Origin of the sequence: Citrobacter sp. 21OH12SH02A-Citro, assembly GCF_027919895.1 — a bacterium.
GTDB lineage: Bacteria > Pseudomonadota > Gammaproteobacteria > Enterobacterales > Enterobacteriaceae > Citrobacter > Citrobacter braakii.
Window position 1 is genome coordinate 3,476,476 of the sequence record NZ_CP114801.1, and the last position, 24,168, is coordinate 3,500,643.

Below are 24,168 nucleotides of genomic sequence, written 5' to 3' on the forward strand. Positions count from 1 at the left end.
TTCTCCTGATTTATCGCTTATTTGTTCATGTCTTTAGCGTTGTACTGGAAGTAACGGCTCAGGATATCCAGTTCGTTTTCACTGATATTGGTGCGAGCTCCCATCCCTTTTGCTACTGAAGGCCAGGCGTTGAGCGTGAAATGATTCGCCGGAATTGGCGCATGGCAGCCCGCGCAGTACACATTGTCGAGTTTGCGCGCGTAATCCCACATCGGTTCACGGCTGGCGAGAGCGGAACCGCTCCATTCACCCTGCAGCACGACATCTCGCCACACATTGCCGTAATCATCTTTTTTCCAGTCGGAGAGGATCTTCAGCGATTGCTGACCTTTTTCACTCAGGCTGGCAAGAATCAAACGCTGTCCTGCCGCGTAGTAAATGACCTGTTCATTTCCCTGCATCTGGCTACCGCGAATCTCGACCTGTCGCGTATTGTCCGTTGTTTTCAGAACCTGCATTTTTGTTGCCGGGTAAACGGTTCCCAAATCGCCCAGCGCGGTGTTGCTTACGGCATAAAGCTCTGTTGCCGAAGCAGGGGTGGAGGCTGACTGCGCTTCAAGCCCTTTGAGCGCGCTGTCATCCATTTTTATTTCAGGTGGGAAATGGGCGACGCCTTTGTGGCAATCAATACAGGTTTGCTTTTCCTCAATGCCCATTTTGTGCATTTTCTGGGCCTCCGCGCTTTGTGCGGCAAGATCCATCGCGTCCATGCTGTGACAGCTACGGCAGGTCGCAGAATCGCTCGCTTTTAGCTGTGCCCAGACGGTTTGCGCCATCTCCAGACGGTGTTCTTCAAATTTTTCTGGGGTATCGATTTTTTTGGTTATGAACTGATGATAAACATCTTTTGAGGCCCGCAGTTTAGCCACCAGATAATCCAGACCGCCCTGGGGGATATGACAATCAGCACACTCTGCACGAATACCTTTCTGATTCTGAAAGTGAACCGAACCGGTATATTCCTCATACGGTGCCTGCATCGTATGACACGACAAACAGAATTCCGTGCTTGAGGTTTTGTGCAACGTCCATTGCCCTGCCAAAACGATAACAGCACCAAGAACAATGCACAGCAGCATCGTCCCGAGGATGGTTTTATTTATTTTTCTCATCTTTTATTCCCACAAGACGAATACCCTTTAATAGGTAGACAATAATTACCCTAACGCGGCTACTTATTGATATTCATCAAACGCAGAGGGAAATGAGAATCAGCATGTGGGTAAGTTTGAAGGCGCTCGCATAATTAATACGAACGAAATTAAATATAAAATACCTTTTTAAATTCAGAGAATTAAACCAAATCCAAGGTTTAATTAACCATTAATTATGGAAACGTCAGAATAAAAGTTTGATGAGTGCTGAATGGCATTAAAATTATGCCCTTGGCAATAGTCGCTATATAATAAAATATATAATGAAAAAACATAAAAACGAACCCTTTTCTATTACGAGATAACACGTATTAATGAAGATACCCCTCTTGTGGTTGTGCTCAGATATACATTCACGACAAGACTTGTGACACACACCTATCATTGACGCGCATTTATGCATGCAACCTTGATCTGGTCACTTATTATACAGATTCGATTTTCGCTACACTCTGGGTAGAGGTAAACAAACAGGAGGTAGTGAATATGTATCGCTCAATTCTGGTACCCATTGATATCTCTGAAACCGATTTAACCCGCCATGTTGTTCCACAGGTCCAGGCGCATGCCAAAACCGCTAAGGTCCACTTTTTAGCCGTTATTCCTACCGTTCCGTTCTATGCCTCGCTGGGGCTGGCTTACTCAACAGAATTCCCGGACAGAAGCGGTCTGCAGGCCAAGGCCAGCGAAAAACTCGAAGAGATTATTAAGCAGTTCAATATTCCTGCAGGCAGGAGTCAGACTCACGTCGTTTACGGCCCGCCGAAGGATCAGATCCTCAAACTGGCGGAAGCGGTTGACGCTGAGCTTATCGTCATTGCCTCACATAAGCCTGGTTTTAGCACTTATCTGCTGGGTTCAACGGCGGCTGCCGTAGTACGCCATGCAAAATGTCCCGTGCTGGTTGTGCGGTGATAGGGTCAAAATGGGGGCGAATTTGCACTAACGTTTATAAGTTAAGCATTCTTGAGAACATGTGATTCTTACTCAGGGTTGCGTTCACCTCAGCGGTAAATGTAGCAATATACCGGAGGCAACAGATTCATTGCCTCCGGATGTCCCACTCTCAGTTACTCATTACGCCCATTCATTTTCGTTAAAATGGCAAGCATTAGAGCGAATGTATTCCCGGTGTTCTGTGGCTTAGGCCATCACTCAGTTCTGAATATCCAGCCTGACCAGTGCCAGCAACAGCTGACTCAGCGCGCCATAGAAACCAAAGTCATCATAGCGGCGGCATTTGGCGGTGAATTCCGGTAACCAGCGTAACAGCCCCGCCAGCGTTTCTCTGCGCAGCGCATCAATACGCTGGCGGCTAAGCCCGGACTCTCCCAGAGAAAAATGCAGATGACTCAGCAGTTCGATAAAAATCGCCAGATGATCGGCTGACTCGCTAAACGTTTCGCTTACCTGCATACCAGCATCGGCTAACAATCGTTTAATGACCCCGTAATTCGGCCCTCCTTCAAGATGGGCCGACGCATAGGGTAACGCCGCGTGTTTTTCCGACATCAGAAACAGGCTACAAAAATCAGCCGCCAGTTCGAGGGTTGCGTCCTCACGCACCTGAAGCGCAGCAATTTTCTCCTCCAGCTGAAGGACTTCCGCTTCAAGCGACGGTTCACCTTTTAGCACCGCGAACCACTCAGCCATTTCGCTGGACTGCAAAAGTGCCAGGCTGTCATCGTCACGTTCCCGGGAAAACAACTGCGCCAGCCAGGCGTAAACGCAGGCCATCTGTTCTGTTGTAAGGGAAGAGTGTTTTATCATGACGATACCTTCTCCGCCGGAACATATTCGCACTGCGCCACCATTTTTATCGGGCCGCTAAACGCCGTCACGTTATCCACCTTGCCGGTATATTTCTCAATTTCCACCAGCGTAGTATGAGCGCTGGTCGCCTGCGCCAGTTGAGACGTGCCGATATCGATTGTTAATACGTTTGGATTGCCGTATTTACACAGCGCCCCAGTTTCTCCGCCGTTATCAGGGTCGTACCAGGCACCTTCATGAATACGCGCCACGCCTGGCGAGTAGAGATCGGAGACAACCGCCCCGGCCAGTACTTGTCCACGTGCGTTAAACACACGGACAATATCACCGTTGCGAATCCCCCTGACGCTGGCATCCTGCGGGTTGATAAACACCGGCTCTTTACCACTTACCGCATAATGCTTACGCAGCGCTTCAGATTCACAAAGCTGCGAGTGCAGACGGAAATCAGGGTGAACAGATTGCAGATGCAGTGGCCAACGCTGCGACCCGGGTCCACCATGTGAGCGTTCGATTTTCTCAAACCACATCGGATGCCCCTGGCAGTCGTCATACTGCATACCGGCAATGGTTTTCGAGAAAATTTCGATCAATCCGCTCGGCGTGCCCAGCGGCTCAAGATCGGGGTCTTCGCGGAATGCCTGATGACGTACAAACATCTGCGGATGTTCGAATTCAACGTACTCTTGCTGATTCCAGAAAACGTCAAAAGCGGGGAGATGAACGCCGCGCCCTTTCCCCTGCTGGCTTCCTTCCTGCCAGATCCGTTTCAGCCACCCCATCTCATCCAGCCCTTCGGTAAAGGCTTCTTCACGATTAAAGCGGCGGCAGAGATCGCGGAAAATATCGAAATCATTACGTGCTTCAAATTGCGGCTGCACCAACTGTTTCATGGCGATAATGCCGCGGTTGGAGTGGTTGCCATACTGGTCAAGATCGTTACGCTCAAACTGGGTCGTCGCGGGCAATACGATGTCAGCTAATCGACAGGTCGAGGTCCACTGATTATCGATGGCGATAACGGTTTCCAGCTTACGCCAGCCCTCAATAATACGATTGATCTGCTGGTGACGATGGAAAGGGTTGGTCCCGGCAAAAACGCACATCTTCAACGGCGGCAACTTGACGGTTTTGCCGTTCCAGTTAATTTGTTTACCCGGCTCAAGAATCGCATCGATAAAACGCGCGATCGGGATGGTGCTGCTGTACCCCTTATAATCAGTGCTGTCATGCACAGGAGGTACGGTAGTGGAGCCAGAAAAACCGCTCAGGATAATCCCTTTGCGGCTTGGCGTGCCCGCGCCGTTATAGTGCCAGCCAAAGCCGAAGCCACCGCCGGGTAAGCCGATTTGTCCAAGCATTGAGGCCAGCACCACGATCATCCACGCCCACTGTTCCCCGTGCTGCATACGCTGGACGCACCAGCCGGCAATAATCTGCGTTCTTCCGCCCGCCATTTGCCGCGCCAGTTCACGAATCGTATCGGCATCAATCCCGCATATTTTTTCCGCCCACTGGGCATCTTTAGGCTGTCCGTCACTTTCCCCCAGCAGATAAGGCAGAAACTGCTCAAACCCAACGCAGTAGTTATCGAGAAAATGCTTATCGTAGAGCTTCTCGGTATAAAGCGTGTGCGCCAGAGCCAGCTGTAGCGGCACATCGGCCTGCGGATTCACGGCGACGTGTTTAACCTTGTCGCGGCCCAGGTAGTCGTGCGTCGAGGTGATGACCGGATCAACGCTGATAACCGAGATCTCGCCGCGCGCCACTTTTTCTTTCAGTTGTTCGTAGTATTCATAAACATCATGATCCGGGCACCACCAGTTCGCCTGCTGGTTTTTAATCAGGTCGGAACCCCACAGCACAATCGTTTTGCTGTTTTTCAGCACCAGCGGCCATGAGGTTTGCTGTTCATATACCTCCATTGACCCGACCACGCGCGGCAGAATCACCTGGGCTGCACCAGTGGAATAGTCGCCCCCGGTACTTACGCTGTTGCCGTGCAGCGCAATGGCGCGCGCTAGCATCCCCGAGGCGTTATGGAACATGCCGGTTGATTGCCAACCGCTGGCCGTCAGCAGCGCGCTCGGGCCATAGGTCTTCTGAATTCGCTCCAGCTCCTGATAGAAGAAGTCCAGCGCTTCATCCCACGAAACGCGCACAAAGCGGTTATCTCCACGCTGCGTGGTATCGCTCTGATGGCGTTTACGCAACCAGTCGACGCGGACCATTGGATAGCGAATACGCGCCCCACCATGCACGTGATCCGGCAGTCCGGCGATCATTTTTGACGGGTACTTATCACGCTCAAACGGTTTGGCTTCAATAAAACGCCCATCAACCACGGTGGCGCGGATTGCCCCCCAGTGGGATCCGGTCAGGATCCCCTCTTTGACGCCAGTTCCCTGCACCTCTGCGGCGTTGGCGCTGCGCGGTGTGAGCAGCGAAGGTCCTAACATACCGGCGACGGTCAAGCCGCCCAACTGCAGTAGAAAACGACGGCGAGATGCCTGAAAGAGATCGTTATTTTTCATTGCTTTCTCCCTTATCGCCATGCGGCTTGTCCGTGGTGTCAGAGGCATTCATCTGCAGATATTTCAGTAAGGTACGTTCTTCACGTTTATCCAGACTGGTAAATCCAATCATGCCGTTCAACGTGCCAATCCAGCCGTTGGCGTCAAAGTGTTCTTTCTCAGGTGCGCCGTGGCACTGGTTACAGGTTCCGTTATAGAGCGAGTCGGCATAAGCCCAGATTGGCTTAATGTCGTTAACCATATCGCCCTTCTGCATCCAGGCGGTGGCCTGCAGCTTGCTCCACTGCGTATTCGTTTCCGCGACGGTCGTTTGCTCCAGGGTTTTCACGTGCTGCTGGATGTCGCCACGAATGGAGGCCACAAAAATGCGTTTACCTGGCAATTGCGCCAGCACGCGCTGACGCCCGTTACTCTCTGTCCAGCCCACAATTTCAATTTGCAGCCAGTCGCCGTCACGCTTTAACACTTTTACTTCAGAAGCAGGCAGCAGTGAGCCCGCAGGTTCTTTATCCCCTTTGGCGGCATAAATAGGTTTGATGTCCAGGGAATAGAGCGTATCGCCATCGTCGTTTGCGTTGGCGCGTAACTGGTCAAACTGCTTGCGGAAACCGCTGCTCATATCGGGAAGCTGATGCGCAATACCTTTATGGCAGTCAATACAGGATTGATTGTCCTTGGCCGCAATCTTCATCTGACGCGCAGCTTCAGGATGCTGTTTCGCGTGATCCATCGCATCATAGTTATGACAGGAACGACAGGTCGCGGAGTTGTTCTCCTTCATTCGCGCCCATTCGCGCTCCGCCAGCTCGGCACGTTTGGCTTCGAATTTCTCAGGAGTATCAATAGAGTGGGCAACAAAGGTCTGGTAAATATCGTTGCTGGCCTCCAGCTTACGTTTCACCATGCCAGGGATATCGGATGGAATGTGGCAATCATGACACTCTGCGCGTACCCCGGAGGCATTCTGAAAATGCGCAGACTGTTTATATTCTTCATAAACCGGCTGCATGCTGTGGCAGCTCACGCAAAATTCGGTTGAACTGGTTAATTTAATGCCAACGTGCGGTAAGACGATCAGCGCGATACCGACCACCATCCCGATGACGACCAGCGCCAACACTGACCAACGTGCGCTCGGTCTGAGCAGCGCCCTCCATAGTTTCCGCATAATAGCCCCTGTAAATATATGGTTTAGTTACAGAGGATCTTATTTCGCAAATGTGAACGGCAACACTGGTCAGGATGAATGGCTTACGGCACAATGTGAACAGATATGAACAGAAAGAGACAACAACCAGGATGTCGCATCACATTGTCATTGTTGAGGATGAACCCGTTACCCAGGCACGATTACAGGCTTATTTTGAACAGGAAGGTTATCACGTCTCGGTCACAGCCAGTGGAGCCGGCCTGCGTGAAATCATGTCACAACACTCTGTCGATCTTATTCTGTTAGATATCAATCTCCCGGATGAAAATGGCTTAATGCTGACCCGCGCCCTGCGTGAACGCTCAACGGTGGGGATCATACTGGTCACGGGTCGTAGTGACCAAATTGACCGTATCGTTGGCCTGGAAATGGGGGCTGATGATTATGTCACCAAGCCGCTGGAGCTACGTGAACTGGTGGTGAGAGTGAAAAATTTACTCTGGCGTATCGACCTTGCCCGCGAGGCGCGACCGGAGGCTAAAGACAACTGCTATCAGTTTGCCGGGTATTGTCTGAACGTCTCCCGTCATACTCTGGAACTGGGCGACGAGGCAATCAAACTCACCCGCGCCGAGTATGAAATGCTGGTCGCGTTTGTCACCAATCCGGGGGAAATTCTCAGTCGCGAACGTTTACTGCGCATGCTTTCGGCGCGACGGGTAGACAATCCGGACTTACGCACCGTGGACGTACTGATCCGCCGTTTACGCCACAAGCTGCGTGCTGATTTACTGGTAACGCAGCACGGGGAAGGCTATTTTTTAGCGGCCGACGTGTACTGATACAGATAAACAGGACGGAATCCGCCGGGTGACAACGAGCACTTTACATGCTGGCTGTCGGCATTTTTCGGGGTGAGCACCAGGATCGGCGGACTGATATTTTCCGGCACCGGTTGTCCTTGTAATACTCTGATAGCCTGCTGAATCGCCAGTTCACCTTGCCAGACCATTTGATCGCTGGCAGCCATAATGATTCTTTCGCGTTTAAGCCCGCGATACACCTGATGCGACAGATAAAAAGAGACGACAGTTAACGGCGCGCCCTGATTGCGCTTCTCCCCCATCGCCGCTTCAGCAGCAATTGCCGTACCGGCCACCACGTCGACATCCGGGTGACGCTCAAGCATCTCCTGCAACAGGTTACGCTGTATTTCAATATCATTATCGCCCAACGCCACATCCACGATGCGCACCTGACTGCCGGCAATTGCCTGACGGAATCCGGCCACCATCTCACGACTGTCCCCGGCGTCATCAGGTCCTGGCAATAATAAGACCTTTAGCGGTTTGCCCGCGCTCCACTTAACCAAATAGCGGCCAGGCTGATAACCCATCTGGAACCACGGAACCCCAACCCGGGCTTTTACCGTTGCGTCATGGATAGCATTCACCACCTCAATAACCGGCAGCGTGCCAACCTGTGCCTGCAAATCCGGAAAAGTCGTCGTGCTGCTGCCCAACAAAATGGCATCCGCGCCCCATTGTTGGCATTGAGCGATTTGTGATTTTTGCGTGTCGAACTGGCGATACCCTCCCGCCTCGAGCACCTTCAGGCTTACGCCGTATTTTTTCGCCGCCTCCAGCATGCCGTAATTCACGGAAAGCCAGTAGGAATCCTTCAGGCTGGGATACAGCGCACACAGTTTCCAGACTTTGTTCGCAGTAACGTCCGTTAGCGGCTCCGGCACTGCCTGCTGGGTATCCTGCCAACGTAGCAGTGCGGACCCGGTCGCGTGACCTAAGCCGGGAAAAAGTGTGATAAGCAGGAAAACCAATACGCGCATGATAGCCTCAACATTGATAAGGCTTTATCCTAGTTGCTTTCCTCTTTTGGACTCAACCTTTTTAATCTGTGGCGACCCGACAGTGAATTTATCTCTGACCAAACGACTGTGGATAGGCTTCGGGCTGATGGCGGCACTGACCCTCATTAGTACGCTGGTAGGCTGGTATAACCTGCGTTTTGTCAGCCAGGTTGAGCAGGCCAATACCCAGGCGCTGATCCCGACCATGGACATGGCGCGCCAGCTCAGCGAAGCCAGCGCCTGGGAACTGTTTTCCGCGCAGAATCTGACCACCGCAGATAATGAAAATATGTGGCTGGCTCAGGGACGTATGTTAACCGCCCAAAGCCTGAAAATAACCGCATTACTGAAAACTCTGCGCGAGCAGGGCTTTGACACGTCGGCCATTGAACAACAGGAAAAAGAGATCGCCCAGTCGTTAAGCCATCAGGGGGAGTTGGTTGGCGAACGTCTGAAACTGCGCGATCGGCAGCAACAGCTCAGCCAACATATTGTTGAGGCTACCGCCGACGTTGCCGAAATGGCGCGCGGTCAGGCCAGTAATGCCGCCACCTCGGCGGGCGCTACGCAGGCAAGCATTTATGATTTGATTGAGAGCCATCAGGGGCAGGCGGCAGAACACGCTCTCGACAGGCTTATCGATATCGATCTGGAATATTATAACCAGATGAATGAACTGCGCCTGAGCGCGCTACGCGTGCAGCAAATGGTGATGAATCTGGGGAATAACCAGGCGCAGAATAACCTTGCCGCGCTGGAAACCCAGCTTAATGCCGCCGTCAGAGTGCTTCACCGCCGACAAATACGCATTGAAGATCCGGTGGTACGCACCCAGGTTGCCGGCGCTGTAAATTCGATAAGCCGTTATGTCGATCTGCTGGCCCTGTATCGTCAGGATAATGACATCACCACCCGCTTACAGATCTTATCGCAGAACAATATCGAGCAATTTACCCGTTTCAGTAGCGAAGTGAGTCAGTTGGTAGAAATCATTGGCCAACGCAATCAGACCGGGCTGGCGCATCTCAAACAGGCCAGCCAGCGCGGGCAAACGCTGCTGCTGCTGTTAGGTGCGGTGTCATTGTGCTTGTTAATTCTCATTCTTTGGCGCGTAGTTTACCGCTCGGTCACGCGCCCGTTGGCGCAGCAAACCCAGGCGTTACAGCGTCTGCTTGAAGGTGATATTGACTCCCCATTTCCGGAAACAGCGGGCGTTCGCGAACTGGATACCATCGGTCGGTTAATGGACGCCTTTCGCGGTAGCGTTCACGCCCTTAATAGCCATCGCGAACATCTGGCCGCTCAGGTAAAAGCTCGCACCGCCGAACTGCGTTCTATGGTGTCTGAACACCGTCAGGCGCGGGCAGAAGCCGAAAAAGCCAACCAGGCAAAATCGGCGTTTCTTGCCGCCATGAGCCATGAAATACGCACCCCGCTGTATGGGATCCTCGGCACTGCGCAGTTGCTCTCAGACAATCCCGCTCTGGCGCAGCATCAGGAGAATCTGCGCGCAATCACCGACTCTGGCGAGTCTCTGCTGACCATCCTCAACGATATCCTGGACTATTCCGCTATCGAAGCGGGCGGAAAAAATGTGGCGATCGGCGATGAACCTTTTGAGCCCAGACCCTTGCTGGAAAGTACGCTTCAGCTCATGCACGGTCGCGTTGTGGGTCGCCCGGTCGTGCTGGTTACGGATTTTGCCGACGATGTCCCCGACTCCCTACGCGGCGATCCGCGCCGCATTCGGCAAATCATAACTAACCTATTAAACAACGCGCTGCGCTTTACCGATCGCGGACACATCACCCTGCGTAGCCGATGTAAAGATCAGGACTGGTATATTGAGGTTGAGGACACGGGATGCGGGATTGATCTTGTCTATCAGCGCGATATTTTTCAGCCGTTTGTTCAGGTTAGCGGTAAACGTGGGGGGACCGGGCTTGGACTCACTATCAGTGCCAGCCTTGCGCAGGCGATGCAGGGAGAACTGAGCGTCACCAGTACTCCGGGAGTCGGAAGCTGCTTTCGTCTGCGTCTGCCATTACGGGCTGGCGCGATGCCGGTAGCTAAATCCGTTCCACGTGCCATATCGTTACAGGGTTTACGCTTACTGCTAATCGAGGATAACCCCCTCACGCAGCGCATCAGTACAGAAATGCTCACCCTCAATGGCGCCCAGGTCACCGCTGCCGACAGTGCGGCTGCGGCGCTCACCATACTGCAGCAAGACGCCCAGTATAATGCCGCGCTGGTTGATTTTGATCTTCCGGATATCGACGGCATCACGCTGGCGCAACAGTTAACCCGCGAGTTTCCGACGTTAAAGCTAATAGGCTTTAGCGCACACGTCATCGACAAAACGCTAAGCCAAAGAACCAGCACCCTGTTTCTCGGCGTTATTCAAAAACCGGTTCCCCAGGATGAACTCAGTCGGCTCATTACCCATTATCTGCACGGTAACGCCCCTCTCCCGGATGCATTAGAAAATGACAACCAACGGTTAGATACCCAGCAATTAGCCGGGGATATCCAGCTAATGGGATGGCAAAAGGTGCACGAATGGTTAGCGCTCTTTAAGCAACACACCCTTCCTGTATTAGATGAGATTGACGCAGCACGTGCAGCATGTGAGTACGAGAAGATAAAACGTCTGGCACATCAGCTAAAAAGCAGTTGCGCCAGCATGGGGATGCGTTCCGCCAGCAGGATGTGCGCAGCGCTTGAACAGCAGCCGCTAGCTGATTTTTCACTCAGAGAGGAAGTACAACTAAGTCTTACAGAAGTGGAAATGTGGTTGGCAAAAGAAAATTTGTCGCGATTAGCAGAAGCTGAACATCAGAAGTGACGTTGAAATGGTACGCCCTGTAGGATTCGAACCTACGACCTACGGCTTAGAAGTTCCTAGAACTACCTTCTAAGTCAACAACATACCCCATCAATACTGCGCTCACAAGTCCCATCTTCGAAAAACATGCAAAGCCTTGCAACCCGATGCAAAGCTTTGTGTGTCCCGCTTTTGTCTCATCACTTCACTGGTTCTAAAAATCCACATTCCGGATCATCGCAAAACCACCATTTAGCGCCCAAGTAATCCTCCTGGTGCATGGTGCTACCGCATATAGGACAGAATTTAAGAATGGCAGCCTGTTCAGTTTTCTGAGCCGTGTCTTTTTCGTTTTCTACTGTCATATCGGTTCCTTAAATTGGGTATTTTTCTTTTGCTGCTGCAATGTCTGCAACATACTGAGATTTCCGTTGTGTTATCTGATCCCTAACAACCTGCTGCTTAGTTACTTCTGATGGTCCATCGCTTACAATTGCAGCAAGATACGCTGTGTTTAAATCTGCAATATCTTTTTTGTATGCGTTCCCAAGACTTGATAGCTCTTGAGAAAGTAGAGCATCATTTGGTGGTTCAGGAATATCTCCCCAAGCAGGAAGTCCATCTGGACCAGCTATGCGCACCTTCCCTGCCGGAGGTATGGAGTCAAAATATAAATCAGAAATATCATCACTTATATCTATAACATCCGCAGGTAACGTCCCGCTCTCAGCATATGAGCTTAAGAATGCGGTTGGATACCTGTAATTTGTAGACGGGCTATATTTGAATTTATTCATTTTATTTACCAAATGTAATCCAGCAAATTCCTCTTGAACTACGAGTACCATCTGCATTTATACAGATAGCGGTGAAGCTACCATTGTCTACGTTAGCTGTCTCAACAAAAACCCTTCCAGTATCAGGTGGGGATGTATTACCTGTTCCGTTTGCGACGGCTATGTAATTTGTATTGGTATATGGAACCGGAAGAACTATCGTATACGATTCAAATCCCCCAGCGAAACCATATTGCAAAATATGACCACTTGGAAATCTCAACCATCCAGTACCTGATGTAAATCCTAAATATGTTAATATATCAGCAATGCTGCTTTTACCGATGATGTCACGACCTACCTGTGTTAGATCGGTCAAAGTTGCGGTGTCATTGCCATTAAAGTACGGTAATTTATTCGCAACTCCTACTAATGCGGCTAGTGCCGTCAATGTAGGATCAAGAGGCTGGAAGTTACCAAGAATGTATGACAGAGTTCCTGCTGTCATCATGTTAGCCACAATGTCATTCGCTGACCATGCTCTTGGTATAGTACTTTCCTGACCTCTTTCAATTGTCATGATGTCTCCTGTTCTTGCGGTGACATGAACAATCTCAGTTAGCGATCCAGTTGCTGAGTCGACAAGTGTTAACTTAAAAAAGCTTGTCCCAGGAACTGGAGAGGGAAATAAATTTCCTGTTCCGGTATTAACTGTTAGTGTTGTTGCAGTTGAGTTAATGCCAGATGCGAGCACGGTTTGTGCATTGTTGACGGCTAAAAGTGTAAGTGCCATTTATCCTCCGGGATTTGGGCAACAAAACCACCTAATAGTGATATATAGTGGTATTATTAGTTAACAATGTTAAACGGAGTTGGTTATGAATAATCTGTCAGTGGCTATTACAAAAACGCTGTTATCATCATTTAGCGCAATAGCAATTTTACTTTCTTCATTCCTTATAGTTTTAATTTTTAATATGTGGCTACAAGATGGAATACCTCCATTTGAAAACGTAAAATTCAGCATTGCTTTGTTTTTTATAATCATTATGATTCTTGTTATCTGTCAGTGCATTAAGTATTACATGGATATGGCTACTGATAGTAGAAGATATAAAATATATGAAAAAACAATTAAAGAAAAACGCATGACTGATGAATGGTAAATTTAATTAACCGACAATAGTTATAGTAACCGGTTGATAAAAAGGCATGTGAAGCAGGCCGCTATCAAAGGCCTGCTTGAATAAAGGTGCGTAATCATATTCATTGCTTTTAATGAGTACGTTTTTTTTCTGGTTATACGCCCTGCTATTGAATGAAAAACTATTGAAAATGGTGGAGTCTGTTAACTTTCTGTATCCTTTTATGATAGTGATGCTAGCGCCAGATCCTGAGAACAGAACTGAAATACTCCATCTCTGGTCATTGACGACATCAACACCATCCACCCCCGTCAGGAACCTAATGATTCGTCGTTTAAGCCATGGTATGGTGAAATAATATCCATCACCCTTGTAAAAGTTCCAAGTCATTATGCGTTTGAATAGGTCATCTGATACAACAACCTGTTCAGATTGATTTACAATCTTTCTTCCATTAAATGGAAGTTGGTTAAACAGCATAGCATTGTATGAACCATAAACTGATCTTGACCCGCCATTTCCGGACAGCTTTTGTATCTTAAGTTAACGATGCCCGCTGCCGCCGGTATTCTCTCGGAGAGTGATATCCCAGCGCACTATGCGGGTGATTTTCATTGTAATGCGTGAACGCCGCTGCAAGGTTTCGCAGGGCTGTTCTCACATCCGGTTTCGGCATGAACGCGATATAGTCTTCCTTCATCGTCTTCACGAACCGTTCGGCCATGCCATTGCTCTGCGGGCTGCTCACCGCTGTTGTACATGGCTCCAGATTCAGCTCTTTGGCGAACCTCCGCGTTTCATGCGCGGTATATGCTGAACCGTTGTCCGTCAGCCACTGCACCGCTGTGTCGGGCAGCCTGTCGCCGAAGCGCTTTTCCACCGACCTCAGCATCACATCCTGCACGGTCGAACTGTCATAGCCTCCCGTGCTTGCTGCCCAGTCTATGGCCTCACGGTCGCAGCAGTCCAGCGCGAACGTTACCCGCAGTTTTTCGCCGTTGTCGCAGCCGAACTCGAAGCCATCTGAACACCAGCGCATATCGCTTTCTGCCACCGCTATCTTGCCCTTATGTTCACGCTTCGGTCGCTCTGGTTTGTGATGCAACAACAACAGGTTATGCTCGCTCATTATCCTGTAAAGCCGTTTGGCATTCACAGGTGGCTGTCCCTCTGTGCGACGTTGCTTGCGCAGGATGCCCCACACGCGTCGATAACCATAACTCGGCATATCGCTGATAATGTTGAGGATAGCCGACAGTATTTCTGCGTCTGCTTCTTCATTACGCCGGTTACAGCGCCTGTCCTGCCAGTCGGCAGAACGGTTAATCCGCAGTGACAGTTGCGCACGCGACACGCCCATGGTCCGGCTGACCATGGCTATTCCCCGTCCTTTGGCAACAAGGGCGCGTGCGCTATCCATTTTCGCGACTGACCGTACTCCACGGCTTCTTTCAGGATCTCAACTTCCATCGTCTTCTTGCCCAGAAGGCGCTGAAGCTCCCGGACCTGCTTCAGAGCAGCAGTAAGCTCAGAAGCAGGAACGACTTCCTCTCCAGCCGCAACGGCGGTGAGGCTGCCTTCCTGATATTGCTTCTTCCACTTAAACAGCAGGCTGGGCTGGATACCATGCAGGCGGGCGACATGGGAGACATTCATACCCGGCTCCATCGTCTGCTGGATAATGGCGATCTTCTCCTGAGGAGTTTTACGTTTACGGACTTCTTGCCCTAACAGGATCCCGGTCATCTCAAAATTGGTGTTAGTGTTAGACATATATTCAAGCCTATCTCTTATCTGGAGATACAGCTACTGTCTGGTGTTTCAGGGGGCTACATCAGTATGAACCATAAACACTCTGTTTTCCACTTAATAAAACTGGAGGTTTAACACCATAAATACCTCTGGCTATCCATTTTAGTTGGCTGCCTGCATTATATCCTCCAACAAATATAGGGAGATTCGCGTTAATCATCCATGAATAAATTTCCTGGGCCATAGAGTTATACGCAGTAACGAATGCCTGAATATCGTCATCGTCGTTATATTGCGTATACAGGTAGGATTTAATGATATCTTCCAGCATTTTATATCCCGTCTACGATAACCCCATCAGAGGATATGAACCAGTAACTGTATGGATCACCGCTAATAATATTAGTGCCTGCATCCACACTAGTTATGACACCATTAACAGTGACAATAACATTAAGAGTAGATATCAGACTCATATCCAGCGTGCTATTAATTGATTGTAGAAATACATCCTTCACGTTATTGATATTCATTGGCTTTCCAGCGAATATCCCGTTAACGTAGTTAATTACTGGCTGAGACACAAGAGAGGCAATAGTAGCGTCAGTCAGGTAGTTCTCGCTTTCCGTTGACCATTCAAACTTTATCGTCACAAGCTGCTGTAGTGGGATCACAAATGGTATGACGTAGTTATCAGGCCAGTCATTGATCGTGACAACGTTATTCCTCAGATTCGGGGTGACAATTCCTCCCCCCGTCCACGTGCCGGATGAAGTCGTATTTATACCAATGGAAAAGGTATGAGGGCTTAGCACGGTAATGGTAAGTGGCACGTTATTGATGCCGATCATACCGGTTACTCCAGTAATGTTAATCACCTGACCTGAGCTGAACCCATGGGTGATGTCAGTCGTTAAAACCCCAGGATTTGCATTGGTAATGCCCGTGACATTCAGGTCTGCGCCCTTGAGCCTGCTGATGTCGCCTGCTGATTTATAAATGGCCCCTGCCATCTCATAGATATCGCCTCCGCCACACATCACAATCCATGCATTACCACTCTGGACCACCGAAACCATCCGCGCCTGAACATTGCTCAGGTCGGTTAGCTTCTGACGGATAAATCCAGGATACCCCTGAACGGTTGACATCTGACCTTCCCAGACACGCTCGCGAAACTCGTAATTGGTTTCAGGTGCGCCACCTGGTGTCCCGGCGACTGGGTTAGTACAGGTCAGATTAATGTCCGACGGCAGACTGGTAAGGATCTGGTTAACAGATCCTACAGGAACAGCCCACGACCCCGTATTCGTTGCAATGGCTGTTACCATCGAGCTGAACCCTGAAGACAGTACCACTGTCGCATCTGCGATCTGGTAGGTATACGTGCCATCGCTTACCAGAAATCCCTGTGGTACTACGAACCCGACCGGACCTTCAAAGACGATAGGTACAGTTGTCGAACCTTCTGTTTTTTGCGGTGGGATACCTGCCTGCTGAGCCAGCAGGTTCAGCATGTACATATTCGCCTTCAGCGGACCTACTGAGTTGATGAGGTCGACGCGGATTTGATCAGCAATAAGCAGCGCGCCAACGTCGGTACCTACGATATCCTCAATCAAGGATCCAGGAAGGTCTGTCGTGATGCCAGGTGATAATTCAGTTGCTCTTGAAACAAGATCGGCACGAAGCTCTTCGGATGTTTTCGGAACGGGGCCAGCTGCGTCATAGCTAACGGACAAATCACTCATACGTTCACCGTTGTGATAATTTTTGAACCGGCATTCGTTATCGCCGAAATGTTGTATACAGGAGGGTCATCACTCACCAGTGCGATCTGCAGGGATGAAAAATACTGGCTAAATTGCCGTTGAAGTCTGTCGACATAATAGGTGGGCAGCACCTGCTGAATGACTGAACTCTGCGACGGGATGCCGTTGTTTGCAAAAAATGGGGACTCCTGCGGCGCCAACTTCAGATTCTGGATTAGCGTCGTCAGATAGATGGAATCGTTGAAGCCATTTTCATCCGGCACCACCAGCACCCACTTACCATTTGCATCTCTCCCGTAGGTTCTCATTGCGTGATATTCCCGTTGAAAGTGGTTGTTGGATTGCCAGTGTTTGAACCGCCATTACCGTTTGAGTGCTGATGAGAATTCAGCCATTCAACCAGTGCGGCCCAGCCGGTATGCATAATCTCCGGGCTGGTGATGGCGGTTGAATCCTGCAACTTGCCGCTCTGTCCAGTGATGCTCCACATACCCTGCGTAAGGGTAAGAACAGTGCTGCCGACAGTGACCTTAAACTGATCCACGGCAGCTATTGTTACGCTGTCAGGAGTTAAAAGAAACGTCGTATTGCTTCCCTGATCCCGGATGGTTACTCCCTCAGGCCCGTAGATAGTGACAACATTCCCGTCTACGGACTCCCATTCGGTATTGCTGATCGGCAGGTATACCAGCGCGCTAAGGTTGGCGGGAGGGGTGAGGTCGGCGATACCTCCGCCCTGTCCGCTTACGCCGCCAAGATAGGTGTCTGCGGGAATAACAATTCCTTTATCACCTGGCTGCATCGGATATCGAATGTACTGCGGGCCGAAGAGTGGGATCGTGACATTAGGGAAAACGTATGGCGTATCATGAACCTCGAAAGCCACCGTGACCATATTGCCATTCTGCTCAACAATGCTGGCCGGAAGGATTTTACCGGCGGCCTGGAACGCCTCATTAAACTTCTGCTCGGCGAACCGGTTCATGTTCCGGCCGAAATTAAGCTTCTGGTCAACGCTCATTTTGTCTTAATCGCCTCCGCCGGGTATGCCTCAATTACGGTGATCCACGCTTCAGCTGTCGGTTGCCTACTGTTACCCAGCAACCTCACTGATTGAACTACGAATTCCCCGTTGAAAGCCGAGTCATCGCGAAACTGCGAGTAAGAGGAGGCCTGAATCATTGGCCTGGCCTTTTCCGGCATCAGGATGTGGTCACCAGTTTGCAGGTCAGCGCGCATAACGCAGATGACGCTGACAACGCCAAAACTGATCCATGTTGGCTGACCGACGAGATCATTGAAATTTATCTGGATAGGATTTTTGCTTCTTTCCGATGCGCCGGTTTTTGAGCTCTGATCTGGGTGATTGGAGTAGTCGTTATCCCACACCCGGATTTCATTTCCATTTACCACGGCGATTTCCACCCCCGTGTAACCCGGGTCTTTGATGCGCGATAATGAAAACGCCCTCAGGTTTTTTGCCAGCTCAGCTAGGGATCCGCAAAACATGGGGCGATCGTAATTCAGAGTCAGCCTGTCGCTGATGCTTATGTTCGGTGTAAAGCCACCCATCGTCATGACACATTGTGTCAGCGCAGCGGAAAGTTTCTGCCCCATAGACCATGGCATAGTGAGCTGGATAGGTACCATTTGCCCTCGGGTGGTGGTATTAACAGGGCCCGCGACAATGATGAAGTCCAGACGTAACTCTGTGCCCTGCCAGTTGCCGAAAACCTGAAAAATGGTGCCCTCAATGGCAAGCTTTTTATCCCATAAGCCCGCCAGCGGAAGACCTTTTGACATGCCAGCAAAGATCTGAATTCGCTTTCCATAAAGGTTCTGCCTGGCCTGCTGCATGTCTTTGGGGCCGATACCCCATACAGTCAGGTGGGTTTCACCTGCTGGCGTTGATTCACCAAAGCGCATGATGTCGAATTCCACCATCAGCGCGCCGGGGTTATAGACTCCATTCTTCAGGCTGGAATATTGCTGGATTAAGGTGTCGCCATCAAAAATGTTAATTTCGTAGTAGCGCATCAGCCAGTTACCTCAATCTGCCCGTTCTTTTCACGCCAGATCATGGTCGTCGATGTGAACACCCCATTCAGGAGGTTTATTCCCCCAGAGGATGTCGAGCCAACAACAGCGGTGTTCAGCACCGGGTTCCCGGCGCTGTTAGTTATCAGCAAATACCAGCGCTGAGCTGCGATGTTCCATTTCATCTGGCAGGTGTAGACCGTTCCGTCGAGAACTGGCGAGAACGTCATACTTTTCCTCTCAAGCCCGGTAAACGGGTAATTGACGGTGCTCATATGCCAAATACCCCCTGTAGCTTGCCAATTACCCCCGTAATCGCCTCAGTAACAGATCCGCCAAGCGATGTGTTACCGAGTGCGCTGACGGTGTTTGTCCATGCGCTGCTGTTGTTCTGGTCTCCACCGTCAATTTTACTGAGGAAACTATTAACGGCCTGGTCAGCAGCAGTTTCGGTAACAAGTGGCTGTTCAAAATCCCAGATCCAAGACCGCTGAGGGAGCGGATCATTTCCGGATGAGTTGTCCTTAACCGTTTTCAGGATGCAGTTGTTGTAGATGATTGATGGCGTGGCCACGATGTAAGTTCCGCCAAGGTTGGCATGCGCCTGAAGCACCGCCTGCAGAGAACTTAGTGTTACCAGTTTAGTCATTGCGCCAGTATTCTCGTTCACTGGTGCATCCATCATCAAACTTACCCTCAGAGGCTGGGCAAGAAGCGCGTTGGCCGCAACAGTCTGGTTAGCAAATGGATAACGAGCTATGTCGTAGTCAACCATCGTTGCGCCCTGAACAGGCCGCCAGTGACAGAAATATTTGTCCAGATCGGTAAGGTTGATTGCCCCGCCGATCAATCCGGTCACAAAGCTGGCGCTCTGGGTGAGCGCCACTATTGGCAGCATGCCGCCGGGGATAGCATCCGCTACTCCATTGCAGAGGATAACCGGTGATATTTCAAACCCGAGCCGATAGAGTTCGCGAGTAAATGCCATTATCCAGTCACTCCAAGCTGTGATGATGAAACGATGGCATTGCCGCCTGTGTTGTTGAATATCTGGATAACCGCGCCCTCGCTAACCCGGTTTCCAGCGCCCTCTTTCGCTGACATAGCGGAAATGAGTTTTGCCAGAATCGCAGGGTCGTTGAGATTCAACTTATCGTTAGCGCCAAGCCCGGTCGTTTTGACGACGTGGCGAATGTACTCCGCCGTATCGTTCTCGTTAGACGGAGCCCATTTTTTCGCTATATCGCTGACGGTATTGATACCGCGGGTGCCATAAATTTGCAGTTGCTTCGCCGACGCCAGTACGCCCTCATCGAGCGTAGGGAAAACGGCAAATTTTCCGCTCTGAGTGTTGTGTGTGCCGTACCCCTCTGCCCATCGTAGGTTGGTCGGGTTATTGAAACGGTCGGCGATCGTCCTTCCTTTCGCAGAGACATCAGCAGGGGTTGGGTCTACAGGCTTAATATCGCCACTGGAGAAGAAGCGCTTAACCCCCTTCAACCATCCCCAAACCCGTGGGTCATCTTCAGAGCCAGGCGTGTAGTTCTGCCCGGTCTTAGGGTCTGTGACTTTCTTGTCGCTCAGTATTGGTGATCCGGAAGTCACATCCGATACGGAGATGTCAGTTTTACCCACAACCCAGTCGTAAACCTTCCCAATGAGGGCCCCAAGCTTTTCAATTCCAGCCATGAAGCTGTCAACGTCCTTGGTGAACTCGGGAGACGCCAGGTAATTTCCGAAGCGTTCTATGCCTCCAGCCAGCCCGTCAATCCACTTACCCAGTTCTGGAGACTGCAGCACCGTATCAATGGCACCGGCCAGCGCGTCAGAAAGCTTGCTCAGTTGCGGGGCTAGAGGTCCAAGACCTCGTACAAATGTATTTCTTATACTCTGACTACTGTAATCGAGCTGTACGTTGAAATCCTGCCACTGTCGAGCCTGCTGATCGGTGATTTGAAGTAACCTTGCATCCTTTTGCGCCCGCTGTTCCATAGCATCGATTTCTTCATCGCTCATGTTTTTAAAACGATTCAGGTCATCCAGACTGAAGAAGTTCGTTAGGCCATAAGCGTTTGCCCCCTGTAGGGTGCTACCGTTTTTGACAAAGATATCTCGAGCATTCCGAATCAACTGCGGCAGGAGTTTAGCCGGGTCCTGGTCTGGGTTGTTGATCCCAAGAGCCTGAAACTGCCAGCGCTTCGACAGATCCATCTGGCTGTCGCGAATGGCACCAAGCGTCCCAGTAGGGTTGCCGAGTGCCTTCTGGTAGTTAATGGCTGTAGAGTCAAGCGCACCAATGCTTGTCCCGATCCCGAGGGATGTGAATCGCTGAGACCCGGTTGTGGCTGCCAGTCGGTTTATGCCGAATAGCCCACCGACCCCCAACACTCCAGTGAACAGGCCGACAATACCGCCCCATGACAGCAGGCTTACTGTCGCATTCTTGATATGGCCAGCCAGTGATTTTGCGTCCTTCTTCGCGTCACTCAAAAACCCCTTTGATGAGCGGGTTTTCTTGTTGAAGTCATCCTGACTTTTATTCGCCCGGTCCAGGCTGTCGGTAAGCCGCTCAAGTCCGCTGTTTATCGACAGAATCGCGCTTGCCCCCTCCGAAAAAGCTTTAGCCAGTAGGTCTCCCTCTGTTTTCGCTTTCGCCGTCTCTTTGGTGGCATCAGTGGCGCCATGAGCCAGCCCGCGCCATGCCTCAGGAAGTTCCTCTAGTGCGGCCTGATATTCTTTAAACTTCTCCATAAACGCGACAAACTTGTCGTCATTTACGTCAATATCGACAATAGACTTAGCCACCATTGAAGGAACCCCTGTCTTTTAGCGCGGAAATGATGTAACGCTGGCGGTACTGCGCCGGGCTGGCGAATTCTTCGCCGGTTATTTCCCTTATCACCCGCCAGAATCCCTCATTCGACGCCCAGTCTAAGAGGGTATATATGACGTTTCCGGCTGGGCATTCTGGATCTGGGTATCGGTAGGCGGATTCGACGTCTGCAATGAATCTCGGAACGCCGTAACGCTTAATGATTTGAGTTGCCCACCGAACATATCGAGCACAGTCCCCACTGTCGGCGCGATCAGATGTGATTTCTGAATGGCAGAGGTAACCATAAAAAAAACCACTTCGCCCTCTACTTCGCGATATTCATCAGGAGAGATAATCCCCTGCTTCATCGCGGCGTCGAATGATGTCGTTTTCCAAATACCGCCGTCATTCCAGACCACTGAAGTAAGGCGCTGGATCTCGTCAACGATGGTTGGACCCTGCTGAACCTGCTGGGATTGCTGGTCTGGATGGTTAGCCTCGTCCCTTAACTCCTGCTCGCGCTTGAGCTTTTTACGGAGCATCATCGCAGCAACCCGCGCCGCGCCAAGACCACCGACTTGTGAGATGAAGTTGGTAAAGAGGTTGCCCAGCAGCAGGCAATGCTCCTCAACCACCTCATACGGGAACGGTGTCACATGCAGGTACACGATTGACCCGTCTTCACGCGTGATGTTTGTTACAAGGTTGAGCTTTTTGTCAATTTTCACAATCAGACCCACATGTTGTCGTTAGCCAGTATGTAACCGCTGATGGTCACCACGTACCCGGCATCCATACCGGTAAACGGCAGTTCGTTGAAGTTGACGAGATAAGCGTTAAGTACGGTGAAATTACTCAGCGTTTTTGCGTCAGGAGTGATCACCACTTCCCCAATCGACGTATCGGTGGCGAAACGGTTTTTGTAGCTGTCACTAAGTCCCTGGGTACGCAGCAGATGAACGGTGACGGTCACCTGCTGATATGGAGCCTGACTGCCAGCGGTTCCGGTCATCGTCGGGATGATATCCGTTGCTGCGCTATCAGGACGTATGCTGATCCCGTCCTTGCCAAGATAAGAGGCGGTGATGTTCAGCGCAGGCACGTCAGTTACGGATACCGCTCCGCGTACACGATTGAGGAATCCCTGCGGTACTAATGGGTTTGTCATTTTTTACGCCCCTACAAAGTTGGTTACGTTCACGTTAAACGTGATGGATTCGAAGCCGCGGCGCGGTGTCATTACGGCGCTCAGACCATTGTATTTGCCAGCGGCATAGTCTGACGGATTCAGGCTGGTGTAATTCGAGAACGGAACGGCGTTGATGACAGCATTACCGGCATACGTTCCTTTCTCGTACTCAGTGTTGAAGTCTTCCTGAGTAAGGCCAGTACCAATCACACGTCCGAGGATCAGTCCGTAACTGACGCCGTTGCGCAGAGTTTTAAGGGCCCGGCGTTGCAGGCGGTCGATGCCGTTCTGCTCGTAGTACAGCGGGTTAACAGTGGTGTTAGAGCCATTGATAACCTCGTTAGCCAGATCAAGCTCAAGGTTGATCGCAGTCCATGCCACTGAGTACCAGTAGTTAAACGGATTACCATCCAGCATGTGTCCAGCCACCAGCATTTTGTTGCTCAGCCCACCTTCTGCAGCTGTTCCGACGTAGTTGATGCTGTTGTCCTGGAGCTGCTTAAGCAGCGTCCCATTCCCTTCTACCGGGTACTCGGTTACTCCGTATCCAAAACGGTACGCCATTGGCGGCACCATGTTTGACGATCCAGGGTCGTTTGCCAGAGAGGACTGGAACCACGCGGCCATGGAAAACTCGCCCGCAGGGATGTTTGGGGATTCGACACCCGCAAACACGGATTTGTTTTTGGTGGCGACCCAATCCGGATAGGTGGCGATCGTAGTGGTAACGAAAAAATAAACCAGCGACGCCGGGCTGGTATACAGTCCCGTCAGGGTCTTGAACGTCGGCTCACCGCCCCATTCGCGCGGCACCAGGTACGAGAAGAATTTCTGGTAGGTGTTTCCCAGAGAGATATCTTCATCGATGAAGTCTGACAGCGCGGCTACAGCATCAGCAACGGACACATCACCCAACTCCAGGACATATACCGCGCGGGTCGTTCCCTGGGACCAGAACGTGGTGTTCATTTCGATAATTTCGTTTGCTGCCACGGATTTAACTGACCCCATGACTGTTGCCGTTCCCGGGTCTGTTGCCAGCGGATAAGTGAAGGCGGTAGATGTGGTCACGGTGGCGGTGACGGCTCGGTTATATGCTGATGGGGTAACGCCAGATACAACCAGTGGGATAGTGTCGCCAATGTTCCATCCATGAGCTGCTGAAAGGGTCACGGTAACAACACCAGTTGCCCAGGTAATCGTTGAAATGGTCTTGGCCGGTGAGGTGATATCCTTCAGATCATCTTTAGTCGTCAGTAGTTGATACTCACCTGCCGCCAGGGTTGTTCCGCCCATGGAGATCATCGCGCCGGATTTGAGCAGTTGAGAGGGCTTCGGTGGATTAGTCACCGAGACGTTAATGTTAACAATTGCCAT

General features: G+C 50.8%; 25 protein-coding genes. 4 read left to right on the forward strand and 21 right to left on the reverse strand.

Annotated features, from left to right (window positions below; genetic code table 11):
• Positions 1–17 precede the first annotated feature (17 nt).
• On the reverse strand, positions 18–1,112 hold the full coding sequence (locus O6D90_RS16900; protein WP_016155916.1) for a NapC/NirT family cytochrome c: 1,095 nt from the start codon (positions 1,110–1,112) through the stop codon (positions 18–20).
• 528 nt (positions 1,113–1,640) lie between these two features.
• Between O6D90_RS16900 and uspF the strand changes: the two genes are divergently transcribed.
• Positions 1,641–2,069, forward strand: a complete 429-nt coding sequence (gene uspF, locus O6D90_RS16905; RefSeq protein WP_003021923.1) for a universal stress protein UspF — start codon at positions 1,641–1,643, stop codon at positions 2,067–2,069.
• A gap of 240 nt (positions 2,070–2,309) precedes the next feature.
• Here the strand turns inward: uspF and torD are convergent, their stop codons facing one another.
• The 3 genes from torD to torC are packed head-to-tail and all read right to left on the reverse strand — an operon-like array spanning position 2,310 to position 6,629.
• Positions 2,310–2,924 (reverse strand): molecular chaperone TorD, encoded by a 615-nt coding sequence (torD, locus tag O6D90_RS16910; protein ID WP_016152140.1) that lies wholly within the window; start codon positions 2,922–2,924, stop codon positions 2,310–2,312.
• Positions 2,921–5,461, reverse strand: coding sequence for a trimethylamine-N-oxide reductase TorA (gene torA, locus O6D90_RS16915; RefSeq protein WP_016155915.1), 2,541 nt, complete (start codon positions 5,459–5,461; stop codon positions 2,921–2,923). Before torA ends, torD begins: the two co-directional genes overlap by 4 nt.
• Positions 5,451–6,629, reverse strand: coding sequence for a pentaheme c-type cytochrome TorC (torC, locus tag O6D90_RS16920; RefSeq protein WP_016152138.1), 1,179 nt, complete (start codon positions 6,627–6,629; stop codon positions 5,451–5,453). Before torC ends, torA begins: the two co-directional genes overlap by 11 nt.
• A gap of 131 nt (positions 6,630–6,760) precedes the next feature.
• Here torC and torR point away from each other — a divergent pair, with 131 nt between their 5' ends.
• Positions 6,761–7,453 carry a two-component system response regulator TorR gene (torR, locus tag O6D90_RS16925; protein WP_016152137.1) on the forward strand — a complete coding sequence of 231 codons (693 nt, stop codon included), beginning with the start codon at positions 6,761–6,763 and terminating at the stop codon, positions 7,451–7,453.
• Here torR and torT read toward each other — a convergent pair.
• Positions 7,426–8,457: a TMAO reductase system periplasmic protein TorT gene (torT, locus tag O6D90_RS16930; RefSeq protein ID WP_271143132.1), complete on the reverse strand. Its 1,032-nt coding sequence runs from the start codon at positions 8,455–8,457 to the stop codon at positions 7,426–7,428. The genes torR and torT overlap by 28 nt on opposite strands.
• 82 nt (positions 8,458–8,539) lie before the next feature.
• Here torT and torS point away from each other — a divergent pair, with 82 nt between their 5' ends.
• Entirely contained in the window at positions 8,540–11,326 is a 2,787-nt protein-coding gene (torS, locus tag O6D90_RS16935; protein WP_071600296.1) for a TMAO reductase system sensor histidine kinase/response regulator TorS, read from the forward strand.
• A gap of 179 nt (positions 11,327–11,505) precedes the next feature.
• On the opposite strand, the gene O6D90_RS16940 is transcribed toward torS, so the two are convergent.
• The 3 genes from O6D90_RS16940 to O6D90_RS16950 are packed head-to-tail and all read right to left on the reverse strand — an operon-like array spanning position 11,506 to position 12,874.
• Positions 11,506–11,670: a hypothetical protein gene (locus O6D90_RS16940; RefSeq protein ID WP_271143133.1), complete on the reverse strand. Its 165-nt coding sequence runs from the start codon at positions 11,668–11,670 to the stop codon at positions 11,506–11,508.
• Positions 11,671–11,679: 9 nt separating this feature from the next.
• Positions 11,680–12,102, reverse strand: coding sequence for a tail assembly chaperone (locus tag O6D90_RS16945; RefSeq protein WP_271143134.1), 423 nt, complete (start codon positions 12,100–12,102; stop codon positions 11,680–11,682).
• Between the two features lies 1 nt (position 12,103).
• Positions 12,104–12,874: a gp53-like domain-containing protein gene (locus O6D90_RS16950; protein ID WP_271143135.1), complete on the reverse strand. Its 771-nt coding sequence runs from the start codon at positions 12,872–12,874 to the stop codon at positions 12,104–12,106.
• Between the two features lie 85 nt (positions 12,875–12,959).
• Between O6D90_RS16950 and O6D90_RS16955 the strand changes: the two genes are divergently transcribed.
• Complete coding sequence (locus O6D90_RS16955; protein ID WP_271143136.1) at positions 12,960–13,247, forward strand: hypothetical protein; 288 nt, start codon at positions 12,960–12,962, stop codon at positions 13,245–13,247.
• A gap of 6 nt (positions 13,248–13,253) precedes the next feature.
• Here O6D90_RS16955 and O6D90_RS16960 read toward each other — a convergent pair whose 3' ends face one another.
• The 13 genes from O6D90_RS16960 to O6D90_RS17020 all read right to left on the reverse strand — a co-directional run bounded on the left by O6D90_RS16960 (position 13,254) and on the right by O6D90_RS17020 (position 24,168).
• A complete protein-coding gene (locus O6D90_RS16960; protein WP_271143137.1) occupies positions 13,254–13,706 on the reverse strand; it encodes a hypothetical protein in 453 nt (150 codons plus the stop codon).
• 58 nt (positions 13,707–13,764) lie between these two features.
• Positions 13,765–14,972 (reverse strand): IS3 family transposase gene (locus O6D90_RS16965; protein ID WP_087776199.1). Its coding sequence is split into 2 segments (ribosomal slippage): positions 13,765–14,651 and positions 14,651–14,972, totalling 1,209 coding nucleotides; the frame shifts between segments, so codons are not numbered across the junction.
• A gap of 88 nt (positions 14,973–15,060) precedes the next feature.
• On the reverse strand, positions 15,061–15,309 hold the full coding sequence (locus tag O6D90_RS16970; RefSeq protein WP_271143138.1) for a hypothetical protein: 249 nt from the start codon (positions 15,307–15,309) through the stop codon (positions 15,061–15,063).
• Position 15,310: 1 nt separating this feature from the next.
• Entirely contained in the window at positions 15,311–16,729 is a 1,419-nt protein-coding gene (locus tag O6D90_RS16975) for a ubiquitin-activating E1 FCCH domain-containing protein (protein WP_271143139.1), read from the reverse strand.
• The gene (locus tag O6D90_RS16980) at positions 16,726–17,058 is read right to left on the reverse strand and encodes a hypothetical protein (protein ID WP_023327279.1); all 333 of its coding nucleotides are present in this window, start codon (positions 17,056–17,058) and stop codon (positions 16,726–16,728) included. The genes O6D90_RS16975 and O6D90_RS16980 overlap by 4 nt, the downstream gene beginning before the upstream one ends.
• A complete protein-coding gene (locus tag O6D90_RS16985) occupies positions 17,055–17,771 on the reverse strand; it encodes a hypothetical protein (protein WP_271143140.1) in 717 nt (238 codons plus the stop codon). The genes O6D90_RS16980 and O6D90_RS16985 overlap by 4 nt, the downstream gene beginning before the upstream one ends.
• The gene (locus O6D90_RS16990; protein WP_271143141.1) at positions 17,768–18,787 is read right to left on the reverse strand and encodes a hypothetical protein; all 1,020 of its coding nucleotides are present in this window, start codon (positions 18,785–18,787) and stop codon (positions 17,768–17,770) included. The genes O6D90_RS16985 and O6D90_RS16990 overlap by 4 nt, the downstream gene beginning before the upstream one ends.
• Entirely contained in the window at positions 18,787–19,062 is a 276-nt protein-coding gene (locus O6D90_RS16995) for a phage baseplate plug family protein (RefSeq protein WP_271143142.1), read from the reverse strand. The genes O6D90_RS16990 and O6D90_RS16995 overlap by 1 nt, the downstream gene beginning before the upstream one ends.
• Positions 19,059–19,775 (reverse strand): hypothetical protein, encoded by a 717-nt coding sequence (locus O6D90_RS17000; protein WP_271143143.1) that lies wholly within the window; start codon positions 19,773–19,775, stop codon positions 19,059–19,061. Before O6D90_RS17000 ends, O6D90_RS16995 begins: the two co-directional genes overlap by 4 nt.
• Positions 19,775–21,595, reverse strand: a complete 1,821-nt coding sequence (locus tag O6D90_RS17005; RefSeq protein ID WP_271143144.1) for a hypothetical protein — start codon at positions 21,593–21,595, stop codon at positions 19,775–19,777. Before O6D90_RS17005 ends, O6D90_RS17000 begins: the two co-directional genes overlap by 1 nt.
• 123 nt (positions 21,596–21,718) lie before the next feature.
• Positions 21,719–22,330, reverse strand: a complete 612-nt coding sequence (locus O6D90_RS17010) for a hypothetical protein (RefSeq protein ID WP_271143145.1) — start codon at positions 22,328–22,330, stop codon at positions 21,719–21,721.
• Positions 22,331–22,332: 2 nt separating this feature from the next.
• Positions 22,333–22,770 (reverse strand): hypothetical protein, encoded by a 438-nt coding sequence (locus O6D90_RS17015; RefSeq protein ID WP_271143146.1) that lies wholly within the window; start codon positions 22,768–22,770, stop codon positions 22,333–22,335.
• A gap of 3 nt (positions 22,771–22,773) precedes the next feature.
• Positions 22,774–24,168: a hypothetical protein gene (locus O6D90_RS17020; protein WP_271143147.1), complete on the reverse strand. Its 1,395-nt coding sequence runs from the start codon at positions 24,166–24,168 to the stop codon at positions 22,774–22,776.